This is a genomic window from Streptomyces sp. NPDC030814 (assembly GCF_055572155.1).
Genome location: NZ_JBVIDX010000001.1, coordinates 483,315 through 502,448, shown reverse-complemented (window position 1 = coordinate 502,448; position 19,134 = coordinate 483,315). Strand labels below are relative to the sequence as shown.

At 72.1% G+C, this 19,134-nt stretch carries 12 protein-coding genes; 6 read left to right on the top strand and 6 right to left on the bottom strand.

Features of this window, described 5'->3' with window-relative positions; genetic code table 11:
* Window positions 1–4: 4 nt before the first annotated feature.
* The 6 genes from ACZ43N_RS02080 to ACZ43N_RS02055 form a co-directional block, all read right to left on the bottom strand.
* Window positions 5–2,263, bottom strand: a complete 2,259-nt coding sequence (locus ACZ43N_RS02080) for a non-ribosomal peptide synthetase (protein WP_468094405.1) — start codon at window positions 2,261–2,263, stop codon at window positions 5–7.
* Complete coding sequence (locus ACZ43N_RS02075) at window positions 2,260–4,059, bottom strand: acyl-CoA dehydrogenase family protein (RefSeq protein WP_468094404.1); 1,800 nt, start codon at window positions 4,057–4,059, stop codon at window positions 2,260–2,262. The genes ACZ43N_RS02080 and ACZ43N_RS02075 overlap by 4 nt, the downstream gene beginning before the upstream one ends.
* Window positions 3,986–4,762 carry a thioesterase II family protein gene (locus ACZ43N_RS02070; protein ID WP_468094403.1) on the bottom strand — a complete coding sequence of 259 codons (777 nt, stop codon included), beginning with the start codon at window positions 4,760–4,762 and terminating at the stop codon, window positions 3,986–3,988. The genes ACZ43N_RS02075 and ACZ43N_RS02070 overlap by 74 nt, the downstream gene beginning before the upstream one ends.
* The gene (locus ACZ43N_RS02065) at window positions 4,759–7,737 is read right to left on the bottom strand and encodes a type I polyketide synthase (protein WP_468094402.1); all 2,979 of its coding nucleotides are present in this window, start codon (window positions 7,735–7,737) and stop codon (window positions 4,759–4,761) included. Before ACZ43N_RS02065 ends, ACZ43N_RS02070 begins: the two co-directional genes overlap by 4 nt.
* 46 nt (window positions 7,738–7,783) lie before the next feature.
* The gene (locus ACZ43N_RS02060) at window positions 7,784–7,993 is read right to left on the bottom strand and encodes an MbtH family protein (protein ID WP_468094401.1); all 210 of its coding nucleotides are present in this window, start codon (window positions 7,991–7,993) and stop codon (window positions 7,784–7,786) included.
* A 91-nt stretch (window positions 7,994–8,084) separates the two neighbouring features.
* On the bottom strand, window positions 8,085–9,938 hold the full coding sequence (locus ACZ43N_RS02055; RefSeq protein ID WP_468094679.1) for a condensation domain-containing protein: 1,854 nt from the start codon (window positions 9,936–9,938) through the stop codon (window positions 8,085–8,087).
* Between the two features lie 148 nt (window positions 9,939–10,086).
* On the opposite strand from ACZ43N_RS02055, the gene ACZ43N_RS02050 reads away from it, so the two are divergent.
* From ACZ43N_RS02050 to ACZ43N_RS02025, 6 genes are all read left to right on the top strand, one after another.
* The gene (locus ACZ43N_RS02050) at window positions 10,087–10,335 is read left to right on the top strand and encodes a phosphopantetheine-binding protein (RefSeq protein WP_468094400.1); all 249 of its coding nucleotides are present in this window, start codon (window positions 10,087–10,089) and stop codon (window positions 10,333–10,335) included.
* 3 nt (window positions 10,336–10,338) lie between these two features.
* A complete protein-coding gene (locus ACZ43N_RS02045) occupies window positions 10,339–11,871 on the top strand; it encodes an amino acid adenylation domain-containing protein (RefSeq protein WP_468094399.1) in 1,533 nt (510 codons plus the stop codon).
* 264 nt (window positions 11,872–12,135) lie between these two features.
* Window positions 12,136–15,270, top strand: a complete 3,135-nt coding sequence (locus ACZ43N_RS02040) for a non-ribosomal peptide synthetase (RefSeq protein ID WP_468094398.1) — start codon at window positions 12,136–12,138, stop codon at window positions 15,268–15,270.
* A complete protein-coding gene (locus tag ACZ43N_RS02035) occupies window positions 15,267–16,454 on the top strand; it encodes an acyl-CoA dehydrogenase family protein (RefSeq protein ID WP_468094397.1) in 1,188 nt (395 codons plus the stop codon). Before ACZ43N_RS02040 ends, ACZ43N_RS02035 begins: the two co-directional genes overlap by 4 nt.
* Window positions 16,455–16,478: 24 nt before the next feature.
* On the top strand, window positions 16,479–18,335 hold the full coding sequence (locus ACZ43N_RS02030) for a non-ribosomal peptide synthetase (RefSeq protein ID WP_468094396.1): 1,857 nt from the start codon (window positions 16,479–16,481) through the stop codon (window positions 18,333–18,335).
* A gap of 11 nt (window positions 18,336–18,346) precedes the next feature.
* Complete coding sequence (locus ACZ43N_RS02025; protein ID WP_468094395.1) at window positions 18,347–19,129, top strand: AfsR/SARP family transcriptional regulator; 783 nt, start codon at window positions 18,347–18,349, stop codon at window positions 19,127–19,129.
* The last annotated feature ends 5 nt before the right edge of the window (window positions 19,130–19,134 follow it).

Sequence of the window (19,134 nt, the reverse complement as noted above, 5' to 3'; positions counted from 1 at the left end):
CCGGTCAGATGGCCGAACAGGTCCGGCCCTCGGCCAGGGCCGCACGGTCGAGCTTTCCTCCCGCCGTGCGCGGCATGGCCGAGAGCAGGGTGTAACTCGCGGGACGCATCCACTGCGGCAGCAGTCGCTCGGCCCGTTCGCGGACCTGTCGGGCCGTCCCGGTGGCCGTCATCCGCACATAGGCGTCGAGAAGCGAACCGTCGCCCCTGCGGCGCCGGACCACCGCGCACTCCAGGACCTCGGGGTGCTCGGCCAGTACCGCCTCGATCTCGCCCAGCTCCACCCGGTAGCCGCGGATCTTCACCTGGAGGTCCGCGCGGCCATGGAACTCCAGACGGCCGTCGGGCGTCCAGCGCGCCCGGTCGCCGGTGCGGTACATGCGCGAGCCGTCGCCGGCCCACGGATCCGGCAGGAAGTTCTCCGCGGTGAGGCCCGGCCGGCCGAGATAGCCCCGGGCGACCTGCGTCCCGCTGATGTAGATCTCCCCGGTGGTCCCGACCGGGACATGCCGGAGCCAGTCGTCCAGCACCCGGACGGTCTGGCCCGGGAGCGTGCTGCCGAGGTGCGGGGCCTGGTCGCCCCGGACCAACGCCGCGGTGGTGTCGACGGTCGTCTCCGTGGTCCCGTACACGTTCACGGCGTCGAGCCGGCCCGCCAGCGAGGCGATGCGCCGGTGCAGCTTGGGCGAGAGGGTCTCGCCCCCCACCCACAGCCGCAGCCCGCTGCCGTCGCCGAGCAGGCGACCGAGGTGCGGGAGGACGTACTCCAGGTGGGACGGCGTGATGTCGAAGTCCGTCAGCCGCTCCTCGGCCAGCGCCAGGGCGAGGCCCTTCGGGTCGAGCCGTACGGTGTCGTCGAACAGCACGAGGGTGTCGCCCCGGCAGATGCGGATCCACTGCTGGACCGAGGCGTCGAAGGAGGGGCTCGCGTTCCAGCCCACGCGTCCGGCGCCCGCGCGGATCGCGCCCGACTCCTCCAGCCCGGCCAGCAGCCCGGCCAGGGACCGATGGCTGACCTGCACACCCTTGGGGCGACCCGTGGACCCGGAGGTGTAGATGACATAGGCGCAGTTGTCCGGGTGGGCGGGGGCGCCGGGCTCAGCCCGCCCGTGGTCGTCCGCGGAGTCGTACGCGCACTCGTACGCGTCCTTCTCCAGCCGGATGACGTCGACGTCCCCGCCGCAGACCTCGCCGGGGAGGAGGTCACCCCTGGTCACCAGCAGCTTCGTGCCACTGTCGCCGACCATGTACGCCAGCCGGTCCGCCGGGTAGGCCGGGTCCAGGGGAAGGTAGGCCGCGCCCGTGCGCAGGACGCCGAGGATCGTCGCGAGGAGGTCCGCCGAGCGGGGCAGGCAGACGGCGACGACCGTCTCGGCCCCGGCCCCCCGCGCGGCGAGCCGCCGGGCGACGGACCGTGCCCGCAGGTCGAGTTCCGCGAAGGACAGAACGGTCTTCCCCTCGACGACCGCCGCCGCGTCCGGCCGCTCCTCCACCGCTTCGGCGAAGCGGTCCAGCACGCCCACCGGAGTCCGCGTCGGCGCTGCACCCACACCCCGACCGGCCACCTCCGCCTCGTCCCGCTCCTCCTGCAGGGGCAGCCGGTGCAGCGGGGTGTCGGGGCGCGCCGGCCCGGAGCGCAGGAGCAGGGAGTAGCGCCGGGCCAGCGCCTCGGCCGTCGACCGCTCGAACAGGTCGACGGAGCAGTGCACATGGAAGGCCAGGCCGCCGTCGCCCCGCCGGGCGTAGTCGAGCGCGAGGTCCTGGCCGACGGTGTCGCCGTGTGCCGCCGGCGGACCGTCCCCGCTCGCTCGTACCGGCTCGTTCCGGGTGAAGGTCACCTGTGCCGGGCCCCGGGGTGCGGCGGCCTCGGGCGCCGACGCGGCCCGGTCGAGGACGGCGTGCCGCGAGGTCGTGTCCAGCAGGCTCCTGAAGGACGCGGTGGGCGAGACGTGGGCGCTCAGGGGCAGCAGAGGCGCCGGGGAAGTGCCGGGCGCCGACGCGAGGACGGGCCAGCCGTCCGCCGGGGACACATGGACAACGAAGTCCGGCTGGCCCGACCACCGGGCCAGTTCCGCTGTGAAGCCCATCAGGAGGGCGGCGTGGAGGCAGGTCCCGGACACGGAAGCCAGCGCTTCGAGGGCGGCGGTGTCCGCGGGCGGGAGCCCGAACGCCACCCGGTGCCGCTCGGTGGAGCGGGTCTCCGGGCGCGGCCGGTCGGCGGGCAGGGCCACGGCGCCGGGGCCGTGCGATCGCGGGTCGGTCATTCGGCGTCTCCCCGGTCGCCGTGAGACCCGTGCCCGGCCCGCGGAACGGTGGTGAGGGTATCCCCGAGCAGCGCCTCGTACCGCAGGCCGCCCAGCCAGTCGGCGGTGACGTTCGCGTAGTCGCCGGCGCACGCCTCGTCGAGCTCCGTCCAGAGCCCGGCCAGCCGCCGCCGTGCCGAGGAGCAGTACACATGGGCCAGCTCCCGCGCCCCGGACGACCCGTCGGCGTCGTCGGTGGCCGTGCGGGCGAGGACGGCGCCCATGGTGAGCAGTTCGTTGGCCACCCGGTTCAGGGTGAGGACCGTGTGCTGGCGGCCGAACAGCTCCGTACGGTCCTGGTGGCGTGCGGTCAGCTCCCGGCAGGTCGCGGCCAGCCGGGCCGCCTGGTCGGTGACGTACTCGGCGTGTTCGGCGCAGGGGCCGGTGAGCGCCTTCACGACGCGCTCGGTGGCGTCGGCGCCGTCCCCGGCGGGTGTCCGGTGGTAGTTCCCGTCGTAGTAGCAGTCGGTGAGGCGGATCTGTCCTGCCAGGAAGTCCACCAGGTAGTCGACGCCGCCGGAGATGCGCAGCCCTCGGGCGTCCCGGTGGAAGCGCTCGACGGGGAGGGGCTCGGCGCCGCGGCGGGCCTTGCTGGCCGCGGTCTCGTATCCCTCTCCGCCGAGCAGCCCCATGGTGCGCTCGACGATCCGCCAGCAGGTCACGGACGCCACGTTCTTCAGCGCCGCGTGCTCGTGCAGGACGTCCGCTCCACGGCCCAGCATGGTCCAGCGGACCAGGCTCTCGATGGCGTACGTGTCCGCCACGGAGAGGGCGATGACGCGCTGGACCTCCGGGAGGGAGCCCAGTGGGCGGCCGTCGATGGTCCTGCGGACGGTGAACCGCCGTGACCACTGAAGACAGAGGCGGGCGATGGCCAGGGACGGGGGGACGATGCTCAGGGTGCGGGCCAGATAGATGAACTCCTTCATCTCCCGCGCCAGACGTTCGACCTCCGTGCCGCCCAGCATGCGCGAGGCGGGCACCTTGACGTCGGTGAGCTTCAGGTTGGCGATGGGGGCGCCGTTCATGCCCATGAAGTCCTGGCGTTCGACGACCTCGAGTCCGGGTGTGGTGGCGTCGACGAAGAACGACGCGCTGCGCGCCACACCGTCGTCGTCGACCACGGTGGCGGTGACGTCGAGGAGGTCGGCGACCGCGCCGTTGCCGATGTACACCTTCTCGCCGTTCAGGACGTACGCGCTGCCGTCGTCCACCGGGGTCGCGGTCGTCGTCTGGAGGCGGTTGCCCGCTCCGGCGGGCTCGGTGTCGGCCCTGCCGGAGAAGTTGCCCTGCGCGACGTGGGCGCGGATCGTCTCGCGCAGGGGTCCGTCGTCGAGCATGTTCAGATAGGCGCCCGCGCCGAAGCCGTTGCCGATGCCCATCATGTTCGCGACGGGCAGCGACCAGCTCGCCGCGGCCTCGATCAGCCGGTAGGTGTTGAACGCCGACAGCCCCCGGCCGCCGTCCTCCTGCGCGGCCATCAGTCGCAGGCAGCCCCGGGTGCGCAGTTCCTCGATCACGTCCTTGGGCAGGTCGCGGGAGGCGTCCACCTCGGTGGGGTCGACCTTCTCGCGCAGGAACCGGGTGAAGTCCGCCACGGCCTCGTCTCCCACGCGCCGGTCGTCGTCGTCCTGCTCCGGGAAGGGGACGAGCAGATCCCAGCGCAGCAGGCCGAGGAAGAGCTCATTGGACAGGCTCGGTCCCGGCTCCGAGGTGCCGGCGGACGGTGTCGAGGATGATGCCGAGGAGTTCCTCACTGTGTTCCCTCAGGTAGAAGTGGTCACCGGGCAGCACATGGGTGCGCGGCGGGCGGGTGCTGTAGCGCTCCCAGAACTGGAGAAGTTCGGTCTCCGGGTCCTCGGCACCGCCCAGGAGGATGACGGGGAGGTCCAGGGGGAGCCCCGGTGTGTACTGGTAGGTGTCCAGGACGCCGGCGTCCCCGCGCAGGGACCGCAGCACGATGTCCCGTAGTTCCGGGTCCTCGCGCACGACGGCGGGCAGGGGCCCGGCGGCTTCGACCGTGCGCAGGAAGAGCTCGTCGTCCAGATGGTGCGTGGGCGGCTCGTGGGGCTGGAGGTGGGGGGCACCCATGGCGGACACGAACAGCGCGACCGGCTGCGCGCGCCCGCGCTCCCGCAGGGCCCTCGTCGCCTCGTACGCGGTGAGGGCGCCGAGACTGTGGCCGAAGAATGCGAACGGCGCGTCGAACTCGACCTCGGACACCAGCGCGTCGACCAGGCGGTCCATCGTGGTGTACGGCGGTTCGTCGAGGCGGCTGCCCCGGCCCGGCGCCTGCACGCCGAGCACCTCGACTCCTGGCAGCCGGCCGGTCCACCTCATGTACTCGCTGGGGGCGGCGCCGCTGTGCGGGAAGCAGTACAGCCGTAGCCCGGCCGCCGCGTGCGGCTTGCGGCGCAGCAGCCAGGGGGATGCTCGGCGGTGCGTCGGGACTCCGTTCACGCTTGCGGCTCCTCGGGGGTGAGGTGCGGCAGCAGCTGGGCGACGCTCGGCGCGAGGAGGATCGTGCGTACGGTGACCTTCACGCCGAACTCCAGGCCGATCAGCGACGCCAGCCTGACCGCGATCAGGGAGTCGCCACCGGCCTCGAAGAAGTTGTCGTCGGCGTCGATCTCGGGCAGCCCGAGGACCTCGCAGAACGCCTCTGCCAGCCGTTCGGCCAGGTCGCCGTCGCGGGACGCCGTCGTCGCCTCGGTCACCGGGGCCACGTCCTGGTGAGCTGTCCCGGCCGCCGAGTGGGCCGGCTGTGTCCGCGGTGCCCCGGCCGTGGGGGGCCGCCCGGGCTGCTCGGCCGGGGTGGGGGCGTAGCGCCGCCTTTGGAAGGGATACGCCGGCAGCACGGCCCCGCGCCGGTCGGTCTGGTGCAGCGGGTCCCAGGTGAGGGGCAGGCCGTGGGACCAGAGGCCGCCGGCGGTGTCCAGCACCGCCGCGCGCGCGGAGGTCCCCTCGGCCGCGTGCGGCAGGCTGGAGAGCACGACGTGGTCGTCCGACAGGGCCCGGTGACGACGGGTCAGGGTGGACAGGGTGTGTCCCGGCCCCACTTCGAGCAGGACGCCGCTGCCGCCGTCGAGCGCCGTGGACAGCGCGTCGTCGAACCGGACGGTGTGCCGCAGATGTGCGGCCCAGTACCGGGGATCTCGGACCTCGTCCGCGGTCACCGCCCGCCCGTGGGTGTCGGAGATCCAGGGGATGACGGGTTCCCGCAGTTCCACGGTGCCCAGGATGTCGGTGAACTCGTCCAGGACGGCGTCGACCAGGTGGGAGTGGGCCGCGCTGGAGATGTGCAGCCGCCGGGAGTCGGTGTCCCGTTCGGTGAGGACCTCCTGGAACCTCGCGATCGCCTCGGCGGGGCCGGACACCACGCACTGCGCGGCGCCGTTGACGGCCGCGAGCGACAGTCCGTCGGTCAGCAGGGGGTCGAGTTCGGCGGGCGAGAGGGAGACCGCCAGCATGGCTCCGGCGGGCAGGGCGCCGAGCAGCCGGCCGCGCTCGACGACCAGGGTCAGCGCGTCCGCCACCGAGAGGACCCCGGCGGTGCACGCGGCGGCGTAGGCCCCGAGGCTGTGGCCGAGCACGCTCGTCGGAGCCGTTCCGAGGGACTGCCACAGCCCGGCCAGCGCGTGCTGCAGGGTGAACAGCACCGGTTGGGCCACCCGCATCGGGACCAGGCTCTCGCGTGCGGCCGCGAACTCCTCGGGCTGGTCCGGGTCGGCGAGCAGCGCGGCGCGTACGGCTGCTCCGAGGTCCGGGCCGAGGAGGTCGACGCAGAGGTCGACCCGTTCCCGGAAGGCCGGGGACCACGCGTACAACTCCCTTCCCATGCCCGGGTGCTGGCCGCCCTGCCCGGGGAAGAGGAAGGTGAGCCGCGTGGTGTCGGAGCGGCGCCGGGCCCGGCCGGCCGCCGTGCGCAGCAGCCGGGCGGCGGTCGTGTGGTCCGCTCCGACCGCGTGCAGCCGGTGGGGGTGTTCGCGTCTGCCGGTCTGCAGGGTCCGGGCCACGTCGGCGAGCGGGGTCCCGGGGTGCTTCGTCAGATGGTCGGCCAGCCGCGCGGCGGACGCTGCCAGCCCCTCACGGGTCGGCGCGGACAGGGGCAGCAGCTGCGGGCCCGTGTCGGTGTCCCGCTGCCGGGGCGGGGCGGGCGGCGGGGCCTGCTCCAGGACGACGTGGGCGTTGGTCCCGCCGATGCCGAGCGAGTTGACACCCGCCCGTCGTGGGCCGTCATCGTCGGGCCACGGGGTCACCTCGGCGTTCACCACGAAGGGGCTGGAGTCGAGGTCGAGCTCCTTGCCGGGCGACACGAAGTGCAGGGTGGCGGGGATCCGGCCGTGCTCCACGGCGAGCGCCGCCTTGATCAGGCCGATGACGCCGGAGGCCGTGTCGGTGTGCCCGATGTTGGACTTCACGGACCCGATCCGGCAGTAGCCGACGCGGTCGGTGTCGGCCCGGAAGGCCTTGGTGAGGGCAGTGATCTCGATCGGATCGCCCATGGGGGTACCGGTGCCGTGGGTCTCCACGTAGCCCACCGTGCCCATGTCGATGCCCGCCACCGCGTAGGCCGTACGGATGGCGGTGGTCTGGCCGGTGACGCCGGGGGCGGTGAAACCGACTTTGTCGAGGCCGTCGTTGTTGACGGCCGAGCCGCGGATGACCGCGTGGATGTGATCGCCGTCGGCGCGCGCGTCGGAGAGCCGTTTGAGTACGACGACGCCCGCGCCGTCCGCTCCCACGGTGCCCTGGGCCGCCGCGTCGAAGGGGCGGCAGTGGCCGTCCGGGGAGAAGATGCTTCCCTCAGGCGGGACGACCACCGGGTGGGGTGTGCGGATGCTGACGCCGCCGGCCAGCGCGAGACCGCATTCGCCGGTGAGCAACGCCTGCACGGCGACGTGCACGGCGACGAGGGAGGTGGAGCAGGCGGTCTGAACCGTGATGGCCGGGCCGGTCAGTCCGAGCTTGTAGGAGACCCGGCTGGTCAGGAAGTCCGGGCCCGTGGCGAGTTGGAGATGCCAGTCGGGCACCACGCCCTTCACGGAGGGGTCCGCGCGGAGCTGGTCCACGTACGAGGACGCGCCCGAGCCCGCGTACACCCCGATCGGGTCGCGATAGGTGGCCGGGACGCAGCCGGCCCGTTCCAGTGCCTCGGCGCAGCATTCGAGGAAGACGCGCTGCTGCGGGTCGATCAGCAGTGCCTCCGCCGGGGAGTAGCCGAAGTACGCGCTGTCGAACCACTCAGCGTCGGGGACGATGCCGTAGGCGGGCACGGCCCGGCCGTCCCCGGCTTCGGGGAAGCGGGTGATCAGCTCGTCCCCGGCCAGGAGGTGATCCCAGAAGTCGTCCGTGTCCGCCGTGCCGGGATAACGCCCGGCCATGGCGATGATGGCGACCGCGCTGTCGTCGCCGGGAGAGAGCGTGTCGCTCATGACTGCCTTTCGTGGGGTGCGGGAGGGGCCGCCGGATGCGGGGCGGTCAGCCTGCGGCCCGGTCGGTCGCCTGCCTCAGGCCCCGGGGGCGCATGTCGGTCCAGACGCGGTCGATGTGCTCCAGGCAGTCCGCGCGGGGTCCGCGCACCCGCTCCGCGGTCCAGCCCGGCGGCAGGGAGAGCTCGGCGGGCCAGATCGAGTACTGGTCCTCGTGGTTGCGTACGACGACGAAGTCCTCGCAGCTCTCGAACGGCATGGTTCTTCTTCTCCTGACTCGTCCGGTGTGTTGTCGTGTCCCCGAGCCCGCGGGTGCTCGGCGGTCGGTCGCCCTGCCGGGGGAATGTGTCTCAGGTCGCCGCGCGGCGCCGCTGCAGGGAGCGGGCGCGTTCCGCTCGCAGCCGTGCCGTTCGCAGGTCGGAGGCCGTGTCGGGGGCGGGGTCGGGGTCGGCGGACGCCTGGTCGGTGTCTCCCGCCAGATGGGCCGCCAGGGCGGTGATGGTGGGGTGCTCGTAGAACGCCACCATCGGAAGCTCGCGGTCCAGTCGGCGCTCCAGGCGCGCGTGGATGCGGGCGAGGGCCAGGGACTGTCCGCCGACGTCGAAGAAGTTGTCGTGGACGGTGATGTGTTCGTTGTGGAGCACCTCCCGCCACAGGTCGGTCAGCAGGCGCTCCAGTTCCGAACGCAACGGCGCGCCGGCCGTTGCCGGTGCCTCCGCCCCGGCCGGTGCCGCCTCGGCCGGGGTCATCTCGGCCGGGGCCGTCTCAGCCGGGGCGGGCCCGGGCCGGTCGGGAAGCACGGTCGCGAGGTCGGCGCCGGGGGCTTCGAGGACCGCCGCCAGCAACTCCCGGTAACGGCGGACCAGTCGCTGGGCCGACTCGTCGTCGAGGACCCGGGTGCTGTAGGTGAGGGACAGCGAGTGCTCGCCTCCGGGCCCCGGCCCGACCTCCATGCCCAGGTCGAACTTGGAGGTCGTCGGGGCCAGAGTGAGGGGCTCCGCCGTCAGGCCGGGGAGCGCGGGCGGTGCCAGGGGCGTCGCCGGGGCGGCGAACACCGCCTGGACCAGCGGGGTGCGGCCCACCGCCCGGCGCGGCCGGACCGCCTCGACGATCGTTTCGAGGGGCACCTGGTCATGGATGAAGGTGTCCCACGCCGACTCCCGGACGTGGGCGACCAGTTCGGTGAACGTACGGGCCTGATCGAGGTCCACCCTGATGGGTACGGTGTTGACGAAGAGGCCGATGAGGTCGTGCAGTTCGGGCCGCGGACGCCCGGCGACCTGGGTCCCGATCAGCAGACTCCGCATCCCGGTGTGGCGCGCGAGCAGCAGCGCGTACGCCGAGAGCAGCACGGTGAACGGGGTGGCCGAGGTGGCCCGGGCCAGCTCCGCGACCGCGTCCGCGGTCGCCGACGGCAGTGCGGACACCGCCTGGGCGCCCTGTGCGGACGCGAGGTCCTCGGCGCCTTCGCGCTCCGGCAGGTCGAGCAGGGTGGGCACGCCGTCGAGGTGGTCGCGCCACCAGGCGAGCCGGCGCTCCAGATACGCGCCGGAGAGCCGTCGGCGCTGCCAGTCGGCGTAGTCGGCGTACTGTACGGCGAGTTCGGGCAGCGGGGAGGTCTCCCCCGCCGGCGTGTAGTGATGCTCCAGCTCCCTGTAGAGCACCTCGACCGACCAGCCGTCGCACACGGCGTGGTGGAGCGAGAGGCACAGCAGGTGCTCCAGGGGGTCGACGCGTACCAGCCGAACGCGAAGCAGCGGGCCCTGCTCCAGATCGAACGGAATCCTCACCCATTCCCTCAGCATGGAATGTGCGGTGGATGGGCGGGCATCGGCGGGCAGCGACGTCAGGTCGACGAAATCCAGCGGGATTTCCAGATCCTCGCGTACGCACTGCCGAGGGGTTCCGTCGGGAAGGGTGAAGAACACCGTGCGGAGTCCTTCGTGACGTGCCACGATGCGCTGCACGGCGCGGTGCAGGTCGTCTTTCCGAAGCTCTCCGAACAGACGGAGCGTCACGTCGAAATTGTAGGCGGAGCTGCCCGGATAGAGCCGTTCGAGGAACCAGAGCTGCTGTTGCGCAAAGGATAACCTGGCGGGTGAAGAGCGATCGAAGACGGGAATGGAGTGGCGACTGCCTCGCCGAACACCCGCACGCGTTTCCGGCACGATGCCTCCCCTTGTCGTGCATTTTCCGCAAAGCATCTTGCCCACGGCCGCCCGGTGTCAAGGAATACGGCATAAATCTCTCTTCAACCTTTTCTCTGCGGAAACTGAAGACACCGCCGTTATTTTGACCCCCGTGATACACACCCCGGAACAAGACTCTGCCTCCGAAACGCCGATTCCCCAAGTGCTGCACGCCATCTGGGCCGAAGCGCTGGGCCTGGAGGAAATCGGATCCGACGACGACTTTCTCCAGCTGGGGGGCCATTCGCTGCTGGCCATGCGGATAACGGCCGAGGTCGGCGAGGCGCTCGACATCGATCTGCCCATGGCCGTGCTCTTCCGGCACCCCACGCTCGCCGCGTTCACGGTGGCCGTGGAGGCCGAGATCCGTGAGCAGGAGCTGTCGGCGCTCTCCGGCGAACAGCGGGGGTGACACGTGACCGCCACGCGCACCGAGCCGATGGTGATCCATCAGGCCTTCGAGGAACAGGTGCTCAGGAGCCCGGACGCAACGGCGCTCGCCACCGCCGACACGAGGATCGGCTACGCCGAGGCCAACGCACGGGCCAACCGCATGGCCCACTACCTGCGCGGCCTCGGCGTGGGCGGCGAACAACGCGTCGCCCTGCTGCTGGAGCCGTCCGCCGACTATGTGATCGCCGTACTGGCCGTGCTGAAGGCCGGGGGCTGCTACGTACCCCTCGACAGCGGGTATCCGGCCGCCCGGCTGACGGCGATCCTCGACGACACCCGAGCCACGGTGGTCATCACCCGCCGCGAGCTGCTGCCGCGGCTGGCCGGCCATGAGGTCCGTACCGTCCTGCTCGACGACGAGCCGGCGCTGTTCGCGGTCACGGACGACAGCAACCCGGACCTGCCCGCAGACCCCGACGACCTGGCGTACGTGGTGCACACCTCGGGGTCGAGCGGACGCCCCAAGGGAGTCATGGTCGGCCACCGCGGTGTGGTGCGGCTCGTACGGGAGCCGGGATGGGTCCGGCTGGGACCGGACGAGGTCATCCCCCTGCTGACGTCGATCTGCTTCGACGTCTCGATGTTCGAGATCTGGGGGGCGCTGCTCAACGGCGGGTGCCTGGTCGTGGAACCCGGCGCGACGACCTCGCTGCGTGCCCTCGGCCGGGTCGTCCGCGACCACGGTGTCACCACCATGTGGCTCACCGCCGGGCTCTTCCACACGGTGGCCGACGAGGACGTCGAGGCGCTGGGAGGGGTGACACAGCTCCTCGCCGGAGGCGAGGCCCCGTCGGCCGTGCACGTACGCAAGGCACTGACCGCCCACCCCGGCATGCGCTTCGTCAACGGCTACGGGCCCACCGAGGCGACGATCTTCGCGGCCACCCACACGGTCGACTCGCCCTCGGGAACCGGCAGGTCGGTCCCGATCGGCAGGGCCGTGGAGGGCACGGTACTGCGCATCCTGGACGACCGTCTTCAGGCCGTCGCCGACGGCGAGTCCGGGCAGCTGTTCATCGGCGGCGCCGGCCTGGCGCGCGGTTATCTGAACCGGCCCGCCCTCACCGCCGAGCGGTTCGTCCCCGACCCGTACGGAGACGGGAGCGGGAGCAGGCTGTACGCGACCGGGGACATCTGCGTCCGCAGGACCGACGGCGCCATCGAGTACCTGGACCGGATCGACCGTCAGGTCAAGGTGCGGGGCTTCCGGGTCGAACTGGGCGAGATCGAGGCCACGGTCAGATGTCATCCCGCAGTCCGGGACGTGGCCGTGGCCGCGCACGGCGAGAGCGCGGAGAGCCGGCTGCTCGTCGGCTACCCGGTGCTCGACCCCGCGACCGCGCCCGCCCCGGAGACGGCACTGTCCGACCTGCGCTCCTGGCTGCGGGACCAGCTTCCCGGGCACATGGTTCCGAGCGTCTGGCGGGTGCTGCCGAGGCTGCCCCTGACGTCGAACGGCAAGGTCGACCGCAAGGGCCTGCCCGCGCCGTTCTGATCGCGCGCTCGAGCCCCTCACCTAGCTGTCGTGCAGCAAGATGAAGGGTTCTACTCGCAGGTAACCGTCCCCTCTCGGGGGAGAGTGATTGTTGAAAGCTCAAGGTCCACTTTCCCCCCCGAGGTGTCCCGTGAATTCTTACCGTTGCCCCCTTTCCCCCACCGCCGCGGATGTCCTTCTCTCCAACGGCGCCGATCTGGAGGACAGCGGCTGGGGAGGCTGAACCGCCTGACTCCCCCCACGCACCGAAAACGGAGTGACCGAGTGTTCAATCTTTCCACCTCCCAAGAAATCGTCTGGCTGCACGAGCAGATGCTCCCCGGCAGCCGCAGCTACAACTTCACCGCGGTACTGGATCTGCGAGGCACACTCGATGTGACGGCCCTCACGAACTCCCTGGCGGAGGTCATGGCCCACCACCCGGGGCTGCGCCTCGAATTGGTGAACAGGGTCGGCGAACTGCCCGCCCAGCGCGTCCGGGAGGACGCCGAACCGCGTATCCAGATCACAGACCTGACCGGCGAATCCGACCCGGAGGCCGCCTTCCTGAGCCTGCTGTCCCAAGAGGCCGAGAAGCCTCTGGAGACCGACCGCGCGCCGATGCTCCGATGGCATCTGGTGAAACAGGAAGAATCATTTCACCGCCTCATCCAGGTCGAACACCATCTGACGCACGACGGCCGGTCCTTCGCCATTCTGCTGCACGACGTGTTCACCTCCTATCAAGCACACGTCCGGGGAGAGCGCCCGCAATTGCTCCCCACCCGCTCCTACGAGGACTTCGTTCGCGCGGCGTCCGCTGACAGGGCGGACGAACGGAAGCGGAGCCTGGCCTACTGGCAGGAGCAGCTGCGCGACGTCCCCTTCAGCACCGCCCTGCCCGGCCTCACCACACCCGGCGCGGCGCGCCGCCACCACGGCCGGCAGTTCCGGCAGCGCATTCCGGCCGAGCTGGCCGAGCGCCTGCGGGAGCGCTCCCGCGCGAGCGGGCACACGCCGTTCAGCACACTGCTCACCCTCTTCGGCGAGTTGCTGCGCCGCCACAGCGGACAGCGCGAGCTGGTCGTCGGCACCGCCGTCGGCAACCGGCCGGCGGGCGCGGAGCGGTCCATCGGCATGTTCGTGAACACACTGCCGCTCAGGGTGACGCTGCGACCGGACGCGACCGGGACGACAGCCGTCGACGACGTCACCGACTCCCTGCTGCGGGCGCTCCCGCACCAGGAGGTGCCCGTCCAGGAACTCACCCGAGCGCTCGGACTGCACACCAGCGGCGCGGACAACCCGCTGTTCAACGTCATGTTCAGCGCACACGACGCGGCGCTGCCCGAGCTCGACACCCCCGGCCTGGACGTCTCCCTCTTCGAGGGGTTCAACACCGGCACCACCCGCTTCGACCTCGACGTCGTGCTCCTTCCCGACGACCGCAGGGCCGTCGGCCCCCGCAGCGGCCCCAGCGGGATGATCCTGATCTGGGACCACGACGCCGACCTGTTCACCCCTGCCGCCGCGGATCTGCTCGCGGAGCGGTTCATGGAACTCCTGCGCGCCTATCTGGCCGCGCCCGACACGGCGTTGACCGCCCTCGCGGTTCCGCCGCCCGGCTCGCCGCCGGTGCTCACCGACGGCCCGATCGCCCCGGAGGCGCTCGACCCGCTCGGCGCGCACGACCCCTCCTCCCCCGCGCTGATCACCGGTGACGGCCGGCTGACCTACGGCGAGCTCGACCGCCGGGTGTCGGAACTCGTCGAGCGGATGCACGACGCCGGGGTGGTCACCGGGCAGCCCGTGGCCGCCGTGCTGCCGCGGGGTGTCGACAGCGTCGTCGCCCTGCTGGCCTGTCTGCGGTCCGGCGCGGTGTACGCGCCGCTCTCGCCCCGGGACCCCGCCGCCCGGCTCGGCACGCTCCTGGAACGTCTGCGGCCCGCCCTGGTGCTCGCCACGCGGGAAAGCTCCCTCGCACTGCCGGCCGACTGCGCTCCCGCCCTGCTGGACGGGCCCGCCTTCCCCCCGGCCGCGCCGGCCACCCCGCTGAAGGACGCCGCCTACGTCATCCACACCTCCGGCTCGACCGGAGTGCCCAAGGGCGTCGTGGTCGGCCGGACGGCACTGGCCCACTACACCGGCGCGATCGGCCGGCGCTACGCGCTGACGGCGCGGGACAAGGTGCTGATGTTCGCACAGCCCTCCTTCGACGTCGCGCTCGAAGAGGTGCTGCCCGCCCTGGCGGCGGGAAGCGCCCTGGTCATTCCTCAGCGCGAAATACCCACCGGGGCCGAACTCGCCGCGGTCCTCGCCCTGCGCGGGGTCACCGTGGCCAACCTGCCCACCAACTACTTCCTCGCCTCCCAGGAGGCCCTGCGCGAGGCCCTGCGCGACGGCCGCTGGACGCCCCGGCTGATCGTGCTCGGCGGGGAACGGCTGCCGGCCCGGAGCCTGCGGGGCCTGAAGGCCGACACCGGGGCCACGGTGCTCAACGCCTACGGCGTCACCGAGGCCACCGTCTCCTCCACGGTGCACGAGATCCTCGACGAGGATCTGGCCACCGCGGGCGACATCCCGCTCGGCGTCGAACTGCCCTGTGTGCAGGTGCACGTACTGGACGACGCAGGGCAGCCGCTGCCACCGGGCGCCGTAGGTGAACTCGCCGTCGCGGGCGCCTCGTTGGCCGACGGATACCTCGACCAGGACGACCTCACCGAGGCCCGGTTCGTCAGTCCGCCCGCGCTCGGCGGGCAGCGGGTCTACCTCACCGGCGACTGGGGCTACCGGGACGTCGAGGGCCGGCTGTTCTTCCTCGGCCGCAGGGACAACCAGATCAAGCTGCGCGGCCACCGCATCGAACTGGAGGAGATCGAGGCCGCCGCCTCGGCCGAACTCGGCGGTCTTCCCTGCTCGGTGATCCTCGATCAGAACGGCGGCAACGGCCCCCGCCTGATCGGTTTCGTGCAGGGCGCCGAACAGCCCGACCAGAGCACGCTGACGGCCGCGTTGACCCGGACCCTGCCGGGCTCCCTGCTTCCCAGCCGGTGGTTCGGCCTGGCGGAGATCCCCACCATGGCCAGCGGCAAGCCGGACCGTGCCGCCCTCACCCGGATCGCGACGGAACTCGGCGCGGCCGAGGCGGAGCCCTCGCACAGCGCCGCCGACTTCACCGACGCGGGACAGGCCCTGCTGGCCCGGGCCTGGCGAGAGGTCCTCGGCCACGACCGGTTCGCCGCCGACTCGCACTTCTTCGAGGTCGGAGGGCACTCCCTGCTGGCCGCGCAGCTCGCCGCCTGGCTGGAACCGCACCTGGACAGCCGACCCCAGCTGCGCACCTTCTTCCAGCACCCCGTACTGGCGGACCAGGCCGATGCCCTGGCCCTCGCCTCCGGCGCCGAGGCGGGCCGGCGGTGACGATCACAGCGAGCGGCGCCGCACCCTCCAGCATCCTCGAAGGCGGCCACGCCGACCTGGTGGACTCCTTCGAGACCTTCATCCGGCGCGAACTGGTACCCCTGGCCGCCGACATGCCGGAGACCGGCGCGCTGCCCCCCGCGGACCTGCGGTCGTACGTCCGCAAGCGCTCCGCCGCGCTGGGCTTCTACGCCGGCGAGTACCCGGAGGAACTGGGCGGCTCCGACATGCCGTTGACGGCGGTCGTCCAGTTGCACCACGCGGCAGGTCGCAGCGGCTGCGCGCTGGCGCCGTACGCGCTGGGCGGCTCCGACGGGCCCAGCCCGCTGCTGCGCAACGGCACGGAGCAGCAGATCCAGCGCTATCTGGTGCCGCTGGTCCGGGGCGAGATGACGCGTTGCCTCGCGCTGACCGAACCGCACGCCGGTTCGGACGCCTTCCGGCTGACGACGGTGGCGGTCCGGGACACCGACGGCTGGGTGCTGAACGGCAGGAAGACCTTCGTCAGCAACGCCGACCGCGCCGACATCGCGTTGATCGTGACTGCCACGGACCTCGGGGACGACCGGCCGACGGGCTCCACCGCGTTCGTCGTCCCCATGGACCAGCCTGGGCTGCGGATCGGCCAGCGGTACGAGGGCATGTCGGGCGAGCCCATGTTCGAGCTGCTGCTCGACGACGTGCGGCTCCCCCCGGACGCCGTCATCGGCGGTGACCGCGGCGTCGGGGCGGCCACGGCCCTCGCGATCGACAGCCTGTCCCGCGGCCGACTGATCGTCGCCGCCATGTGCAACGGCATCGCCGAACACGCGGTGCGGCTGGGCCTGGAGTACGCCCGCGAACGTGAGGCGTTCGGGGAGCGGATCGGCACCTACCAGCACATTCAGGAGCACCTCGTCAGCAGCCATGCCGAGGTCGAGTGTTCGAAACTGCTCACCCTCGCCTCGGCCCAACTGCTGGACGCGGGCCGGGAAGCGCCGGAGAACGCGGCACTCGCCAAGCTGACCGCCTCCCAGACCGCCGTCCGGGCGGTGGACCGCGCGCTGCAGATCCACGGGGCAACGGGCTGGGTGCGCGGCCATCCCCTGGAGTTCCTGTACCGCCACGTCCGCATGATGACGATCATCGAAGGGACCTCGGAGGTCCAGAAGGTGATCGTCGCCAAGGCCATGGGCCTGCACTGACCTATGCGATCGCACGGAGTTGACGTGACTTCATCTGCTTCCTCCCTCTCGCTTCTCAGCACCCCCGCCGACGAGGCGGCCCAGGACGGTCGGGTCCACGAGCTGTTCCACCACTGGGCGGACCGCACCCCGGACGCGCCCGCGGTGATCGACGGGGAACTCCGCTGGAGCTATGCCGAACTCGACGGACTGGCCGGCCAGACGGCGGCGGTCCTCGCCGAACGGGTCCGCCCGGGCGACCTCGTCGGCGTGTGTCTGGACCGCTCGCCGGCCCTTGCCGCCGTGGCCCTGGCCGTGGCCCGGCTGGGCGCGGTCTACCTTCCCCTCGGTCCCGAGGCCGGTGAGCAGCGGCTCATGGCGGTCGCCCGGTCCCTGCGGATGCGGTGCCTCGTCGGCATGCCCGAGCGGTTGCCGGAGGCCCACCGCTCGGAGCAGCTGCCGCTGCCGGTCCCCGCCGCCGGAACCGAGGGATCCGCCGGCGTGGTCGCGGCGGTGCTGACGCCCGGCACCGTCTCCTTCGGGGCGCCCGAGGGGACCTACTACACGGTTCTCACCTCGGGTTCGACCGGCGAGCCGAAAGCGGTCGCGGTGGGCAAGGAGTCACTCGCCTCGCTGCTCCACTGGTACCGGCGGCAGACGGACCTGGCCCCCGGCGACCGCCACAGCTTCCTGATGGGAGTGGCCTTCGACGCCCATGTCATGGAGATGTGGGCGACGCTCACCTCGGGCGCCGCGCTGAGCGTCAGCCCGCAGGACGTCCGCTGGGACGTCCACGCGCTCACCGGCTGGTGGCGCACCGCCGGCATCACGGTCGGCTTCCTGCCCACGCCGCTGGCCGAGCCGGTACTCGATCGGCCCTGGCCCGCGGACCTGCCGCTGCGCCACCTGGGCATCGGCGGCGACCGCCTGCGGCGGTGGCCCGGCGCGGACGTCACGGCGCGGGTGTACAACGCGTACGGGCCGGCCGAGGCCACAGTCGTCACGAGCGCGTACCCGCTGGAGCCGGGAGGGCTTCGCGGGAACGAGGCCCTCGGTGATCCGCCCATCGGTCTGCCGGTTCCGGGGGCCACCGTCCTGGTCACGGACGAGGACGGGCAGCCGGTACCCCGTGGTGTGCCGGGCGAGCTCCGGATCGGCGGGCACTGCCTGGCGCTGGGATACCTCGACGAGGAGCTGACCGGGCACCGGTTCGTCCCCGACCCTTCCGGAGCGACCGGCCGGGTGTACCGCACCGGAGACCGGGTGGTGATGCGCCCCGACGGCGTGCTGGACTTCCTCGGACGCCTCGACGACCAGGTCAAGGTCGGCGGCGTCAGGACGGAACTCGCCGAGGTGGAGCGGGCGTTGGAGCGTGAGCCGCGTGTGCAGCGAGCCGTCGTGACGGTCCGCCGGGACCCGAGCGGCACGGCCTCACTCGTGGCCTTCGTCGAGGCGGCCGCCGGCACCGAGGCGCCGGCCCCGGCCGAACTGCGTGAGCACGCGCGGGCATGGCTGCCCGAGCAGGCCTGCCCGGTGGCTTTCGAGTCCGTGGAGGGCTTCCCGCTCAACGCCAACGGAAAGATCGACCGTGCGGCGCTGCTCGCGCAGTGGGAGGGGCGCCCCGTCGTGGACTCGGAGGGCGCGGCCGAGGGCCTTTCGCCCACGGAGGCGATGGTGCTGAGCCTGTGCCGGGAGATCCTCGGCGACTCCGGAGTCGACCTGAACGACAACTTCCTGAACGCAGGGGGGAATTCGCTGGGCGGCGCGCGTCTGATCACCGCGCTGGAACAGGAATGCGGTGTACGGCTGCGCGCTCACGAACTTCTGCGACAGCCCGATCTGCGCAGTGTGGCGGAGTTGGTCGGCGCCCGGTCCGTCGTCGCGCCGTCAGCACGACAGTGAGGTGTCTTCCGGTGAAGTATCGAGTGCTCGGACGCGTCGAAGTGAGCGACACGAAGAAGGTGGACATCGGCGGAGCCAAGCCCCGGGCCCTGCTCGCCGCGCTGCTTCTCGGCGCGAACGCCTTCCAGTCCGTCGACCTCCTGGCCGAGGCCCTGTGGGACCACGAACAGCCGAAGAGCGCGCACGGTCTCGTCCGCCTCTACGTGCACCAGCTGCGCAAGCGGATGGGACAGGCCGGCGCCGGCCTCCTGACGGAACCGGGCGGCTACGTCCTGCGCGTCGGCCGGGCGGAACTCGACCTGCACGTCTTCGAGAGCGAGACGAATCAGGCGCGTGCGCTGCTCTCCGTCGGTGATCACGAGTCGGCCGAGGCCGGGTTCACCGCGGCACTCGCCCTGTGGCAGGACCCCTTCACCTGCCGTACGGGATCGCCGCTGCTGGACCGCCTGCACGGCCCCTGGCTGGAGGACATGGGGCTGGCCGCCGTCGAGGGGCTGGCGGAAGCCCAGCTGGCGCTCGGAAGATGGCTGCCCCTGACGGTGCGCCTGAGGCCGCTCGTGGAACGCTTCCCCTACCGGGAGCGCCTGCTCGGTCAGTACATGCTCGCGCTCCACCGGTCCGGCCGGCGGGGCGAGGCCCTGGAGGCCTTCCACCGAGCGCGTGCCGTCCTCGTGTCGGACCTGGGCATCGAACCGGGCCGGGAGCTGCGCGCGTTGATGCAGGCTGTCCTCCACGACGACACCGACCCGCACCCGTTCGGCGCCCGGCCCGTCTCCCTCGCGGCAGCGGGGTGATGACC